10 protein-coding genes are annotated in these 13,363 nt (G+C 72.0%); 2 read left to right on the top strand and 8 right to left on the bottom strand.

Features of this window, described 5'->3' with window-relative positions; translation table 11 throughout:
* Nucleotides 1–178: 178 nt before the first annotated feature.
* Genes OG522_RS22245 through OG522_RS22235 form a run of 3 tightly spaced genes read right to left on the bottom strand, consistent with a single transcriptional unit; the run spans nt 179 to nt 2,773 of the window.
* Nucleotides 179–967, bottom strand: a complete 789-nt coding sequence (locus OG522_RS22245; RefSeq protein WP_329464757.1) for an energy-coupling factor ABC transporter ATP-binding protein — start codon at nt 965–967, stop codon at nt 179–181.
* Entirely contained in the window at nt 964–1,725 is a 762-nt protein-coding gene (gene cbiQ / locus OG522_RS22240) for a cobalt ECF transporter T component CbiQ (protein ID WP_329464756.1), read from the bottom strand. The genes OG522_RS22245 and cbiQ overlap by 4 nt, the downstream gene beginning before the upstream one ends.
* A 1-nt stretch (nt 1,726) precedes the next feature.
* The gene (locus tag OG522_RS22235; RefSeq protein ID WP_329464755.1) at nt 1,727–2,773 is read right to left on the bottom strand and encodes an energy-coupling factor ABC transporter permease; all 1,047 of its coding nucleotides are present in this window, start codon (nt 2,771–2,773) and stop codon (nt 1,727–1,729) included.
* 209 nt (nt 2,774–2,982) lie between these two features.
* On the opposite strand from OG522_RS22235, the gene OG522_RS22230 reads away from it, so the two are divergent.
* Nucleotides 2,983–3,384: an SsgA family sporulation/cell division regulator gene (locus OG522_RS22230; protein WP_329464754.1), complete on the top strand. Its 402-nt coding sequence runs from the start codon at nt 2,983–2,985 to the stop codon at nt 3,382–3,384.
* A 177-nt stretch (nt 3,385–3,561) separates the two neighbouring features.
* On the opposite strand, the gene OG522_RS22225 is transcribed toward OG522_RS22230, so the two are convergent.
* Nucleotides 3,562–5,793, bottom strand: a complete 2,232-nt coding sequence (locus OG522_RS22225; protein ID WP_329464753.1) for an MMPL family transporter — start codon at nt 5,791–5,793, stop codon at nt 3,562–3,564.
* A gap of 121 nt (nt 5,794–5,914) precedes the next feature.
* Nucleotides 5,915–6,490, bottom strand: coding sequence for a TetR/AcrR family transcriptional regulator (locus OG522_RS22220; RefSeq protein ID WP_329464752.1), 576 nt, complete (start codon nt 6,488–6,490; stop codon nt 5,915–5,917).
* Nucleotides 6,491–6,664: 174 nt separating this feature from the next.
* Between OG522_RS22220 and OG522_RS22215 the strand changes: the two genes are divergently transcribed.
* A complete protein-coding gene (locus OG522_RS22215) occupies nt 6,665–9,925 on the top strand; it encodes a S41 family peptidase (RefSeq protein ID WP_329464751.1) in 3,261 nt (1,086 codons plus the stop codon).
* Between the two features lie 37 nt (nt 9,926–9,962).
* Here OG522_RS22215 and OG522_RS22210 read toward each other — a convergent pair whose 3' ends face one another.
* The 3 genes from OG522_RS22210 to OG522_RS22200 are packed head-to-tail and all read right to left on the bottom strand — an operon-like array spanning nt 9,963 to nt 13,308.
* Nucleotides 9,963–10,853 (bottom strand): SDR family oxidoreductase, encoded by an 891-nt coding sequence (locus OG522_RS22210; protein WP_329464750.1) that lies wholly within the window; start codon nt 10,851–10,853, stop codon nt 9,963–9,965.
* The gene (locus tag OG522_RS22205; protein WP_329464749.1) at nt 10,850–11,788 is read right to left on the bottom strand and encodes an alpha/beta fold hydrolase; all 939 of its coding nucleotides are present in this window, start codon (nt 11,786–11,788) and stop codon (nt 10,850–10,852) included. The genes OG522_RS22210 and OG522_RS22205 overlap by 4 nt, the downstream gene beginning before the upstream one ends.
* The gene (locus OG522_RS22200; protein WP_329464748.1) at nt 11,785–13,308 is read right to left on the bottom strand and encodes a flavin-containing monooxygenase; all 1,524 of its coding nucleotides are present in this window, start codon (nt 13,306–13,308) and stop codon (nt 11,785–11,787) included. The genes OG522_RS22205 and OG522_RS22200 overlap by 4 nt, the downstream gene beginning before the upstream one ends.
* Nucleotides 13,309–13,363: the final 55 nt, after the last annotated feature.

Below are 13,363 nucleotides of genomic sequence, written 5' to 3'. Positions count from 1 at the left end.
TCGTCCTCAAACGCCGGACGGGCTGAAGATGCCCATGCGGGCCGAAACCGGGGGTCAGGGGCGCGAGGAACTGCGCGAGCAACCACCCACGGCGGACGGGCGAAGGCGGACCGGGACGCAAACGGCCCCAGCGACGGGGCCGCTGGGAGTCGCAAAGCGCCCCCGACGTGCCCCAGCGTTACCCGCCCGCACCCCGCAGGGGAACCGCACGCGTAGACGCCGGGTCGAAGCCGAACGGCAGTTCAAGGCGGTGCGCGCGCATCAGCGCCTCGTCGCACAGCACATCCACCGTCGCCCCGTCCGCCGCGATGACCCCCTCACTGAGGATCACCGCCCGCTCGCACAGCTCCAGCGCGTACGGCAGGTCGTGCGTGACCATCAGCACCGTGACATCCAACCCCCGCAGAATGTCGGCGAGTTCGCGGCGCGAGGCCGGGTCGAGGTTGGAGGAGGGTTCGTCCAGGACCAGGATCTCCGGCGACATCGCGAGCACCGTCGCGACGGCGACCCGGCGCCGCTGCCCGAAGGACAGGTGGTGCGGTGGCCGGTCCGCGTACTCGGCCATCCCCACCTGCGCGAGCGCGGACCGCACCCGTTCCTCAAGCTGTGCCCCGCGCATCCCGGACGCCGCCGGGCCGAAGGCGACGTCCTCGCGGACGGTCGGCATGAAGAGCTGGTCGTCGGGGTCCTGGAAGACGATGCCGACCCGGCGCCGGATCTCGGCGAGGTTCTTCCTGGCGACGGGCAGGCCGGCGACGGTCACCGACCCGGCGCCGCCTTCGAGGATGCCGTTGAGGTGGAGCACCAGCGTGGTCTTGCCCGCGCCGTTGGGCCCGAGCAGCGCGACCCGCTCGCCGCGCGCCACGGTCAGGTCGACGCCGAACAGCGCCTGGTGGCCATCGGGGTAGGCGAAAGCGAGCCCCGACACGTCGAGCGAGGGAGCGGTCGCAGGGGTCGCAGCAGTCACAGGATCCACCCAAGCAGACAGACGGCGAGCGCCGTCACGGGGAGGGCGACGGCCTGCGACCACTGGGCGCGGGTCGCCGTCACCTCGTCGATCACCGGCATGGCCCCGGCGTAGCCGCGGCTGACCATCGCGAGATGGACGCGTTCGCCGCGTTCGTAGGAGCGGATGAAGAGCGCGCCCGCCGATTTGGCGAGGACGCCCCAGGAGCGCACGCCCCGCGCCTCGAAACCGCGCGAGCGGCGGGCGATGGACATCCGCCGCATCTCGTCGGTGATCACGTCCCCGTACCGGATCATGAAGGACGCGATCTGGACGAGGAGCGGCGGCAGTTTGAGGCGTTGCAGGCCGAGCAGCAGGGCGCGGAGTTCGGTGGTGGAGGCGAGGATCACGGAGGCGGCCACCCCGAGGGTTCCCTTGGCCAGGACGTTCCAGGCGCCCCACAGCCCGCTCTCGCTGAGCGACAGGCCGAGCACACGCACCTGCTCGCCGGGCACCACGAACGGCATGAGCACCGCGAACGCCACGAACGGGATCTCGATGAGCAGCCGCTTCAGCAGATAGCCGGCCGGGATGCGGGCCGCGGCCGCCACGAGGGCGAGCAGCACGGCGTACAGCGCGAAGGCCCACATCGCCTCGCGGGGTGTGGACACCACGACGACCACGAAGAGGAAGACCGCGGCGAGCTTGCAGTGCGGCGGCAGCGCGTGGACGGGCGAGTGGCCGTGCCGGTAGAGCCGGTGGGAATGCCCCGCTCCCATGTCAGACCGCTTCCGGGGTGCGCTCGGGAATGGTGTCCGTACGGCGCCTGCGGACGGTCCAGAACACGCCGCTGCCCACGGCGACGGTGACGCCGACGCCGATCACTCCGGCGAGGCCGCCGGACAGGCGGGCGTCGCCGATGTCCCTGACCGAGTAGCCGGCGAGCGGCGAGTCGGCGGCGGCGTGGTGGGTGGTCTTGGCGTCGATGCCCTTGTCGTGGGCGACCTTCTCCAGGCCGTCGGGGCTGGCCGAGGCGTAGAAGGAGACGAATCCGGCGAGCAGCAGCGCGGCGAGGATGCCGATGCCCCAGACCTTCTTGGTGGAGCCGGAGCGGGCGGCGGCCGGGACGGCGGCGGGCGCGTCGACGAGTTCGCCGCCGACCCTCAGTTTGAGCGGCGCGGTCAGTCCGCGCGCCCCGTGCACGAGGTCGGGCCGTACGGCGATGACGGCGCCGACCGTCAGCGCGGTGATCACGGCCTCGCCGATGCCGATGAGGACGTGCACGCCGACCATCGCGGTGAGCACCTTGGTGATGGGTACGTCGGTGGTGCCGCCGAGCGCGTAGATCGCGGTGAAGACGAGGGCGGCGGCCGGGACGGAGAGCAGGGCCGCCACGAAGGAGGCGGCGGTCAGCGAGCGGCGGGTGCGGGGCAGCACCTTCACCAGGCCGCGGAAGAGGGCGTAGGCGACGACGGTGGTGGTGATCGCCATGTCGGTGATGTTGACGCCGAGCGCGGTGAGCCCGCCGTCGGCGAAGAGGATGCCCTGCATGAGCAGGACCACCGAGACGCACAGCACACCGGTGTAGGGGCCGACGAGGATCGCGGCGAGCGCGCCGCCGAGCAGGTGGCCGCTGGTGCCGGCCGCGACGGGGAAGTTCAGCATCTGTACGGCGAAGATGAACGCGGCGACGAGCCCGGCGAGCGGCGCGGTCTTCTCGTCCAGTTCGCGTCGCGCCCCGCGCAGGCTCACGGCGATGGCCGAGGCGGCGACGACACCTGTGACCGCCGATACAGGTGCGTTGATGAATCCATCGGGTACGTGCATGGGTGGACTCCGATTTCCCGTGGCGTCCTCTTCCCTGCGCGGCTTGCGCAGAACCGTTTGATGATAGTGCCCTGTTGCGAACACCTTGCAAGAGCGGCCGAGCGACAGGTGCCAAGCCGTTTCACGGAGGCCTCATCAGGAAAATATGGGACATTAGAGACTAATGACGCGAATTGATGTCAGGCAGTACCCAGCGTGAGGAGCGAGCGATGTCCCCCGCCACCGAGAACCACGCCGAGGGCCATCCCGCGGCTCACCCCGTCGAGGACCACGCCCGCGCCCGGTTCGTCACCGACGCCCCACCGTCGGGCCCCGTCCCGGTGGCCCTGCGCTACGACCCCGACGACTCCCCCGGGGCGGTCTGCTTCGCCTTCCCCGGCGGCACCGAGTGGACCTTCCCGCGCGACCTGCTCGAATCGGGGCTGCGCGCGCCCGCCCGCCGCGGCGACGTGGAGGTCTGGCCGTGCGGCCGGGCCCAGACGGTCCTGGAATTCCACTCGCGCGACGGAGTGGACGTGGTCCAGTTCGACAGCTCTCCGCTGGTCCGCTTCCTGCGGCACACATACGCGACCGACGCCGGAGCCGCCCCGCATCCGGCAGGCACGTCCTGAGCGTCCGATAGCCCGAGAGTCCGGGTCCGAACGGGCTCGGCCCATGCGGAGGCCCCCCGTGCGCAGCACGCACGGGGGGCCAAGGGGCGCCAGCGGACCCGTCCCCACAGGCCGTTGGCGTCGGCCGGGGCCCTCCGCCGCTCCTATCGGGCGGCCCCGGCGATCAGGGGGCGGGGATCAGACCCGCACCAGTTCGCGCCGGTCGGCGTCGTCGCCGCCGTGCTCGGCACTGTCCTGCTTGCGCAGGCCCTCGCCCTCGACATCGACGTTCGGCAGTACCCGGTCCAGCCAGCGCGGCAGCCACCAGGCCTTCGCGCCGAGCAGCGCGAGCACCGCGGGCACGATCGCCATGCGGACGATGAACGCGTCGAAGAAGACCGCGGTGGCCAGGCCGAAGCCGATCATCTTGATCATCTGCTCGCTGGAGCCGATGAAGCCGGAGAACACCGCGATCATGATCACCGCGGCCGCGGTGACCACCCGGGCGCCGTGCTTGAACCCGGTGACGATCGCCTGGCCCGGCCGCTCGCCGTGGACGTACGCCTCGCGCATCCGCGTGACGAGGAAGACCTCGTAGTCCATCGCCAGACCGAAGACCACGCCCACCATGAAGATCGGCATCATCGACATGATCGGGCCGGTCTGCTGCACGCCGAACAGCGAGCCCAGCCAGCCCCACTGGAAGACCGCGACGACGGCGCCGAGGGCCGCGACCACCGAGAGCAGGAAGCCGAGCGCCGCCTTCAGGGGCACCAGGACCGAGCGGAAGACCACCATCAGGAGCAGGAAGGCGAGGCCGACGACGAGTGCCAGGTAGGGCAGCAGCGCGTCGTTCATCTTCTGCGAGAAGTCGATGTTCATCGCGGTCGAGCCGGTGACCAGGAGCTTCGCCCCGGTGTCCGCCTTGAGCGCCGCGCCGGTGTCCCGGATCGAGTGGACGAGGTCCTCGGTCTGGGTGGAGGACGGCTTGGACTTCGGTATGACCGTGATGGTCGCCGTGTCGTTGCCCGTGTCCTTGTTGAACGCGGGCGGGAGCACCGGACCCACGTCCGGCAGCTTCTTGATCGCGTCGACCGTCTTGTTGGCCGCGGCCTGCGGGTTCTTGCTGCCCTTGCCGTCGACGACGACCATGAGCGGCCCGTTGAAGCCCGGCCCGAAGCCCTCCGACAGCGTGTCGTAGGCGCGGCGCTGGGTGGTGGAGGTCGGCTGCGAGCCGTCGTCCGGCAGCCCCATCTGGAGCGAGCCGGCGGGCAGCGCGATGGCGCCGAGGCCGAGGACGCCGACGAGCAGCACCCAGACCGGCTTGCGCAGCACGAAGCTCGCCCAGCGGGTGCCCATGTTCGGCTTGCCCTCGGCGACCCGCTCGCCCCGCTCGTGCGCCTTGCGGGCCTTGCGGCCGAGCACCCGCTTGCCGGCAAAGCCGAGCAGCGCCGGGATGAGAGTGAGCGCGATGAGGACGGCGATGACGACCGTGCCGGCGGCTGCCGCGCCCATCTTGGTGAGCATCGGGATGTTGACGACGGCGAGGCCGACCAGCGCGATGACCACGGTCAGACCGGCGAACACCACGGCCGAGCCAGCCGTTCCCACGGCCCGTCCGGCGGCCTCCTCGCGCTCCCTGCCCTCGGCGAGCTCGGCCCGGTAGCGGGAGACGATGAACAGCGCGTAGTCGATGCCGACCGCGAGCCCGATCATCATCGCGAGCGTGGAGGTGGTGGACCCGAGGTCGAGGACGTTGGCGAGCGCGGTGATGGTGGAGACGCCGATGCCGACGCCGATGAGCGCGGTGAGCAGCGGGAGTCCCGCCGCCACGAGCGAGCCGAAGGTGACCACCAGGACGAGGCCCGCGATGACCACGCCGACGATCTCACCGGCCCCGGTCTCCGGCATCGCCTGGAGCGCGTCACCGCCGATCTCCACGGTCAGCCCGGCCGACTTGGCCGCGTCACCGCTCTTCTTGAGCGCGTCGCGGGTGTCGTCGGTCAACTGCATCGCGTTGGCCTTGTACGACACCTGGACGTACGCGATCGGGCCCTGGCCGTTCTTGGAGACGGCGTTGGCCTTGAACGGGTCGGTGACCTTGTCGACCTGGTCGGAGCCCGCCTTCAGGTTCGCGATGGTCTTCTCGACCGCGTCCTTGTTGGGCTTGTCGGCCATCTTCTGGCCCGCGGGCGCCTTGAAGACGATGCGGGCGGTGGCGCCGTCCGCGGTGGCGTTCGGGAAGCGCTCCTTGAGCAGGTCGAAGGCGCGCTGCGCCTCGGTGCCCGGGATCGAGAACGAGGAGGAGGTGGCGGTGGTCGCGGAGGCGGCGCCGAACCCGGCGAGGGCGAGCAGCGCCACCCACACCAGGGCGACGTAGCGGCGGCGCCGGAAGGCGAACCTGCCTAGGCGGTAGAGGAACGTGGCCACGAGGGCGTACTCCCGGTCAAGTCGTATGGAACCAGCAGGGCATGGGAATCCAGCCCGACGACGAGAGCGGCGTACGTCAGGTGGGGCAGGTACTGCGCGGGGAGGCCGGGCGGGGGTGCGCCTAGCGGGGGTCGCCGAGGGCGGGGAGGACCACGGCGTCGATGTAGTCGACGAGGAAGGCCTTGTCCACCGGCCGGTCCTCGATGAGCTGCCGGGCGACGAAAGCGCCGACCAGCATGTGTACGACATAGGACAGGGCGAGGTTGTCGGCCCGGACCTCGCCGCGCTCGACGGCGCGCCGCAGCAGCGCGTCGAGACCGGTGATCTCCGGTTCGATCAGCACTTCACGCAGCGCCCTGTGGAGTTCGGGATGGTCGTGGACGGCCCGCATCAGACCCCGCATCAGCGCGGAGTCCTTCTCCATCTGACAGTCGTCCTCGCGGGCGACCAGCTCGTGGAAGTCGCCGCGCAGCGAGCCGGTGTCGATCTCCGCGAGCGTGACCGGCTTGTTGTGCCGCAACGCCCGCGCGACCAGCTCGGGCTTGCTCCCCCACTGGCGGTAGAGGGTGGCCTTGCTGGAGCGGGTGCGGGTGGCGACGGCGTCCATGGTGAGGGCGTCGTAGCCGACCTCGCGCAGCAGGTCGAGCACGGCTTCGTAGAGTTCCCCCGCGCGTTCCGCGGTGAGTCTTCCCGCCATGACCGGCCTCCTTCCTGTGCGTACCGTACGAAGGTAACCCTGCCCACAAGCGAAACGAAACCGTTTCGCTTGTGTTCTCGACCACAGGTGTCAAAACGGAATAAGAGCCCGGCGGAACGGAATAAACCCCTCCCACAAGTTGCCGCGCCCCCCTCCCGCGGAAAGCATTGGGGGGTGAGTGACGACGCCGCGTACCTCCGGTTCCCGCATCTGCACGCCGACTTGCTGTGCTTCGCCGCCGAGGACGACCTGTGGGTCGCCCCGCTGGCGCCCGCCGGGCACAGTCCCTCCCGCGCCTGGCGGGTCACGGTCGACCGCACCAAGATCGGCCACCCCCGCTTCTCGCCCGACGGCCGCCAGATCGCGTACACGACCTGGCGCAGCCTCGATCCGGAGATCCACCTGGCCCCGGTGACCGGCGGCCCGGCCCGGCGGCTCGGCTACTGGGGCTCGTCCGACACCCGGGTGTGCGGCTGGACGCCCGACGGCCACATCCTCGCGGTGTCCTCCCACGGCCAGCCGTTCTCGTACTTCTCCTGGGCCTACAGCCTGCCCACCGACGGCTCCCCCGGCGGCAAGCTCCCCTGGGGCCCGGTGTCCGACATCGCCGTCACCGACGTCGACGGCGAGCGGCGCACCCTGCTGCTCACCGGAAAGCCGCCGCACGAGCCCGCCGCCTGGAAGCGCTACCGCGGCGGGGCCACCGGCCGCCTGTGGCTGCACGGCAAGCGGCTGCTGCCCGACCTCGGCGGCCACCTGGACGCGCCGATGTTCGTGGACGGCCGCATCGCCTTCCTCTCCGACCACGAGGGCGTGGGCAACCTGTACTCCTGCCTGCCCGACGGCAGCGACCTGATCCGGCACACCGACCACGACGCGTTCTACGCCCGGCACGCCTCAAGCGACGGCCGCCGGGTGGTCTACCAGTGCGCGGGCGACCTGTGGATCGTGGACGCCCTCACCCCCGACTCGGCGCCGCGCAAGCTGGAGGTGCGCCTGGGCGGGCCCCGCGCCGGGCGGCGCGTCTACCAGGTGCCGGCCGCCAACAACGTGGACGCGCTGTCCGTCGACACCACGGGCCGGGCCAGCGCCGTCGTGGTGCGCGGCAGCCTGTACTGGCTCACCCACCGCGACGGCCCGGCCCGCACCATCGCGGACACCCCCGGGGTACGGGTGCGGATGCCGGAGATGCTGGGCAGCGGCGGTCAGGTCGCGTACGTCACCGACGCGGACGGCGAGGACGCGGTGGAGATCGCCTATCTGCCGCGGGCCAGCGGCGAGCGCGCCCCGCGACGGCTGGCGGCGGGTCAGCTCGGCCGGGTGCAGGAAATGGTGTCCGACCCCGACGGCGAACGCCTGGCCATCGCCGCGAACGACGGCCGCCTGCTGCTCATCGACGCGACGGAGGAGTCCACCGGTGAGGTCACCGAGCTGATCCGCTCGCTCAACGGCCCGGTCCGCGACCTCGCCTTCTCGCCCGACGGCGCCTGGCTGACCTGGTCACATCCGGGCATCGGCCGCTCGCTGCGGGAGATCAAGATGGCCCGCATCTCGGGTCCGGGCGCGCGCACCATCGTGGACGTCACCAACGGCCGCTTCGAAGACGAGAACCCGGTGTTCACCAGCGACGGCCGCTATCTGGCGTTCCTGTCCTGGCGCGGCTTCGACCCGGTGTACGACGTGCACACCGGGGACCTGTCGTTCCCGCTGGGCTGCCGGCCCTATCTGGTCCCGCTGTCCTCGGCGACGCCCTCGCCGTTCGCGCTGTCACCGGACGGCCGGCCCGCGGCGGGCGGCCTCGAACCGCTGGACGAATCGGGCGACGGCACGGTGACGGTGGAGGTGGAGGGCCTGGAGAGCCGGGTCACGCCGTTCCCCGTCGCCGCCTCCAAGTACTCCGCGCTGCACCCGGTCTCCGGCGGCGGCCTGGTCTGGCTGCGCTGGCCCATCTCGGGCGCGCTCGGCGAGACCTTCGCCAATCCGGCCGACACCTCGGGCCGCCCGACCCTGGAGCACTTCAACATCTCCAAGGCGCGCAAGACCGAACTGGTGGACCACCTCGACTACTTCGCGGTCAGCGGCGACGGCAGCCGCCTGGTCGTGGTCGACGAGGGCGAGCTGCGTGCGGTGCCCGCCACCGAGTCGGGCGACAGCGACTCCACCGTCTACGTGGACCTGCGCCGCGTCCTGCACGAGGTCGATCCGGCCCTGGAGTGGAGCCAGGCCTACGACGAGGCGGGCCGCATCATCCGCGCGTACTTCTGGGAGCCGAAGATGTGCGGCATCGACTGGCCGGCCGTCCTCGACCAGTACCGCCCGCTGGTCGAACGGGTCGCCTCCCCCGACGAGTTCGGCGACCTGCTGCGCGAGGTGCTCGGCGAACTGGGCACCTCGCACGCCTACGTCACGGCCGCCCGCCGCAACGAGGGGCCGCCGCACTACCAGCGCGCTCAAGGCCTGCTCGGCGCCAATCTGGTCTGCCGTGACGGGAGTTGGGTGATCCGGCGCATCCTGCCCGGCGACTCATCCGACTCCAAGGCGCGTTCCCCACTGGCGGGTTCGGGCATCCGGGAGGGCGCGGCCCTCACCCACGTCGACGGCCGCCCGGTCGACCCCGTGGCCGGCCCCTACCCCCTCCTCGCGGGCACCGGCGGCACGACGGTCGAGCTGACCTTCCGGCCCGCGGAGGGCGAGGGCCACTCACGGCGGGTGGCGGTGGTCCCGCTGGTGGACGAACGCCCGCTGCGCTACCAGGACTGGGTGGCCAAACGCCGCGAGGTGGTACGGGAGTTGAGCGGCGGCAAGTGCGGATACCTGCACATCCCGGACATGGGCGGCTCGGGCTGGGCCCAGTTCAACCGGGACCGGCGTCTGGAGGTGAGCCGCCCCGCCCTGATCGTGGACGTCCGCGGAAACGCGGGCGGCCACATCAGCGAGCTGGTGGTGGAGAAGCTGACCCGCCGCATCCTGGGCTGGGACCTGACGCGCAACGCCCAGCCGGTCTCGTACGCCTCGAACGCTCCCCGGGGTCCGGTGGTCGCCCTGGCCGACGAGGCGACGTCATCGGACGGCGACATGATCACCGCGGCCTTCCGTCTCCTGAAGCTGGGCCCGGTGGTGGGCCAGCGCACGTGGGGCGGCGTGGTGGGCATGACGGGCCGCCACACCCTGGGCGACGGCACGGTGATCACGGTGCCGATGAACGCGGCCTGGTTCGACGAGTACGGGTGGTCCGTGGAGAACCACGGCGTGGAGCCGGACCTGGAGGTCCTGCGCACTCCGCTGGACTGGGCGGAGGGGCGCCACGCGGTGCTGGACGACGCGGTGTGCCTGGCACTTGAGCTCCTGACCACCCACCCCGCGTCCACCCCGCCGGGCTACACGACCACCCCCAACCGCCAGCGCCCGAAGCTGCCGCCGAGGGAGCGCTCCTGAGGACCCGCCGGAGGGCGCCGGGAAAGGGCGGGGCGGCTCAGGGCCGGCCGGCCCCGGCGCCCCGCGCCTCCTCGTCCGCCGCGCCGCCCGCGCCGACCAGCCCCCGGCCGACCGAGGCGAGCCGCGGCTCGAAGCGCCGCATCTCCCGCGCCCCCACCGCCCCGATCACCGCGGGCAGATACCCCCGCACGGACTGCATCCCCCGCAGCCACCACTGCGCGTACACGTGCGACGAGCGCCGTTCGATCCCCGCGACGATCCGGTCGACGGCCGGTCCGAGCGGATAGGTGCGGTTGGACGGCCACGGCAGCCTCGACCTGAGCTCGCGCATCACGTCGTCCTGGTCGGCGCCGCGCACCATGTCCGTGTCGGTCCAGGACAGATAGCCCACCCCGACCCGCACCCCCTTGTAGCCGACTTCGGCCCGCAGGCTGTGGGCGAAGGCCTCGACCCCGGACTTGGACGCGCAGTACGCCGTCATCATCGGCGCGGGAGTGATCGCCGCGAGCGAGGCGATCTGGAGGAGGTACCCGCGCGACTCCATCAGGACCGGCAGGAACGCGCGCGCCGTGACCGCCCCGCCGATCAGGTTGACCTCGATGACGCGGCGCCACGCGTCCGGGTCGGAGTCGACGAACGGGCCGCCGGAGGCGACCCCCGCGTTGGCGACGACGATGTCGACCTTCCCGAACCGCTCCTTGACCTCCGCCGCCACCCGCGCCATCGCCTCGTGGTCGGTGACGTCCGCGTACCAGGAATCGGCCTCGGTGTGCAGCCGGGCCGCGACCCGCTTCAGCTCGTCGGGTTCGAGTCCGACGAGGGCGACCTTGGCGCCGCGCGCCGACAGCTTGCGCGCGAGGAGTTCGCCGACGCCCCGCGCCGCGCCGGTGACGACGGCGACCTGGCCTTCCAGACTGACCCTGCTCATGCGGCACTCTCCTCGGCGTCGACGGCGGCCGGGGCGACGAGATGCGTGCGCACCAGCTCGTGGATCTTCTCGGTGATGAATTCGGGCGCCTCGATGGGCGTCATGTGCCCGACGCCGGTCAGTATGTCGAGCGAGCGGCAGTCGGGCAGCGCGGCCGCGAGCCGCCGGGCGTGCACGGGCGGCGTGAGCCGGTCCTCGGTCCCGGCCACGACGGCGGCGGGCACCCTCAACTCCCCTACCAGTACGTCGAGTTCGAGATCGGCCAGGACGCGCGACCAGTCCTGTCGCGCCCCGCGCGGGCACGCATGGACGATGCGGGCACACGCCTCGACCCGCTCCGGCGCGGCGCCGCGCCCCATCGTCGCGTACCGCAGGACCTTCTTGGCGAGCGGGGTGACGGGGCCCAGCGGCGCGCCGGAGCCCAGGATCTGCCGGGTGAGCCAGGTCCGCGCCGCCCCGGCCCGCAGCGGCACCACCCGCGCCTCGGCGACCAGGTGCGAGCTGCCCGTGCTGCACAGCAGGGCCGCCGCCGCGTGCGCCCGGAAGCCGGGGCGTGCGGCGGCCGCCATCAGTGTCATGCCGCCCATGGAGTGCCCGGCGACGACCGCCCGCTCGCCGGGCGCGAGCGTCGCGGCGAGCACCGCTTCGAGGTCATCGGCGAGCACGTCGGTCGAGCAGACCCCGGCGGCGGCCGTACGACCGTGGCCGCGCTGGTCGTAGGCGATCACCCGGCACTCCCCCGCCAGCGCCCGGATCTGCGCGGCCCAGAACGCGGTCGAGCAGGTCCAGCCGTGCGCCAGGACGACGGCGGGCGCGTCGGCGGGGCCGTGCACCTCGACGTGCAACGGGGCGCCGTCGGCGGACAGCGCGGTCAGTTCGCGGTCGGCGACGGGCGGGGCGTACACCCCGCCAGGCCTGGCGCTGTCGCGGCTCATGCCGACACCGCCTGCTCGCCGGCCGCGTCCGCCGCGCCCTCGGCGGGGCGGGCCCGTACGACCTCGTACTCCCCGAGGTCCACCTCGCGGGTCGCGCGGCGGAACTCGCTGGTGGTGCCCGGCCAGATGGTGGTGTTGCGGCCGCTCGCGTCGAGGTACCAGCTGGTGCAGCCGCCGGTGTTCCACACGGTCCGCTTCATGCGTTCCTGCACCCGACGGTTCCAGGCGCCGACGGCGGAGGGGCGGGCGGCGAGCGCGACCTTGCCGCCGAGCACGTTCAACTGCCGCAGGTAGTCGGCCATATAACTGAGCTGGGACTCGATCATCAAGATCATGGAGGAGTTCCCGAGGCCGGTGTTGGGCCCGATGATGGTCATCCAGTTGGGGAATCCGGCCGCGGTCGCGCCGCGCAGCGACTGCATGCCGCCCTTCCAGGCATCGGCGAGCGTGTGTCCGTCGCCGCCGACGACCCGGTCGGCGATCGGCATGTCGGTGACGTGGAACCCGGTGCCGAAGATGATCGCGTCGACCTCGGTCTCGGTGCCGTCGGCGGCGACGAGGGTGGAGCCGCGCACTTCGGCGAGCCCGGAGGCGACGACGTCCACGTTGGGCTCGGCGAGCGCCGGATAGTACGTGCTCGACAGCAGGATCCGCTTGCAGCCGATCCGGTAGTCGGGGGTCAGCTTGGCGCGCAGCGCCGGGTCCTTGATGGCGCGGGCCATGTTGGCCTTGGCGAGCGACTCGACGAGCCCGAGCTCATTGGGCCGCTTGGTGAACGCGCTGACCTGCAACTCCCTTATCCCCCACAGGAGTTGGCGCCGGGCGGCGCCGGTGAAGGGCAGCTGGCGGTGCAGCCAGCGCTCAACTCCCGTGATCGCACGGTCCATACGCGGCATGACCCACGGCGGGGTGCGCTGGAAGAGCGTCAGCCGGTCGACCCGCGGCTGGATGGCGGGCACGATCTGGATGGCCGAGGCGCCGGTGCCGATCATGGCGACGCGCTTGCCGCGCAGGTCGTAGTCGTGGTCCCAGCGCGCGGAGTGGAACACCTGGCCGGGGAAGTCGGCGAGGCCGGGGATGTCGGGCGTCTTGGGGTCGGAGAGCGGCCCGGTGGCGGACACCACGACATCGGCGGTCAGTACGGCGCCGTTCGCCGTCTCGATCTTCCACCACAACTGCTCGGCGTCCCATCGCATCACGGTCACCTCATGGTCGAGGCGGATGTGCGGGCGCAGCCCGAAGGTGTCGGCGACGTGGTCGAGATAGGCGCGGATGTGCCGCTGCCCGGAGAAGGTACGGGGCCAGTCCGGGTTGGGCGCGAAGGAGAACGAGTACAGGTGCGAGGGGACGTCGCAGGCGCACCCCGGGTAACTGTTGTCGCGCCAGGTGCCGCCGACCGAGCCGGCCCGCTCCAGGACGACGAAGTCGGTGATCCCCTCGCGGCGCAGCCGGACCGCCGCCCCGAGCCCGCCGAACCCCGACCCGATCACCGCCACTCGTACATGCTCGTGCTGGGCCATGCCACCGCCTCCACGGTCGGTCACAACTCTGCCAGCAATCACTGGCATTGTTGGG

The sequence above is a fragment of the Streptomyces sp. NBC_01431 genome (assembly GCF_036231355.1).
In the GTDB taxonomy this organism is placed as follows: domain Bacteria; phylum Actinomycetota; class Actinomycetes; order Streptomycetales; family Streptomycetaceae; genus Streptomyces.
The sequence above is the reverse complement of the archived record's forward strand: the minus strand, read 5'-3'. Positions and strand labels throughout refer to the sequence as shown.

Coding starts and splice junctions, on each gene's coding strand:
- cbiQ (WP_329464756.1), bottom strand. CDS start 1,725: ATGGGAGCGGGGCATTCCCACCGGCTCTACCGGCACGGCCACTCGCCC.
- OG522_RS22235 (WP_329464755.1), bottom strand. CDS start 2,773: ATGCACGTACCCGATGGATTCATCAACGCACCTGTATCGGCGGTCACA.
- OG522_RS22230 (WP_329464754.1), top strand. CDS start 2,983: ATGTCCCCCGCCACCGAGAACCACGCCGAGGGCCATCCCGCGGCTCAC.
- OG522_RS22220 (WP_329464752.1), bottom strand. CDS start 6,490: ATGGCGGGAAGACTCACCGCGGAACGCGCGGGGGAACTCTACGAAGCC.
- OG522_RS22210 (WP_329464750.1), bottom strand. CDS start 10,853: ATGAGCAGGGTCAGTCTGGAAGGCCAGGTCGCCGTCGTCACCGGCGCG.
- OG522_RS22205 (WP_329464749.1), bottom strand. CDS start 11,788: ATGAGCCGCGACAGCGCCAGGCCTGGCGGGGTGTACGCCCCGCCCGTC.
- OG522_RS22200 (WP_329464748.1), bottom strand. CDS start 13,308: ATGGCCCAGCACGAGCATGTACGAGTGGCGGTGATCGGGTCGGGGTTC.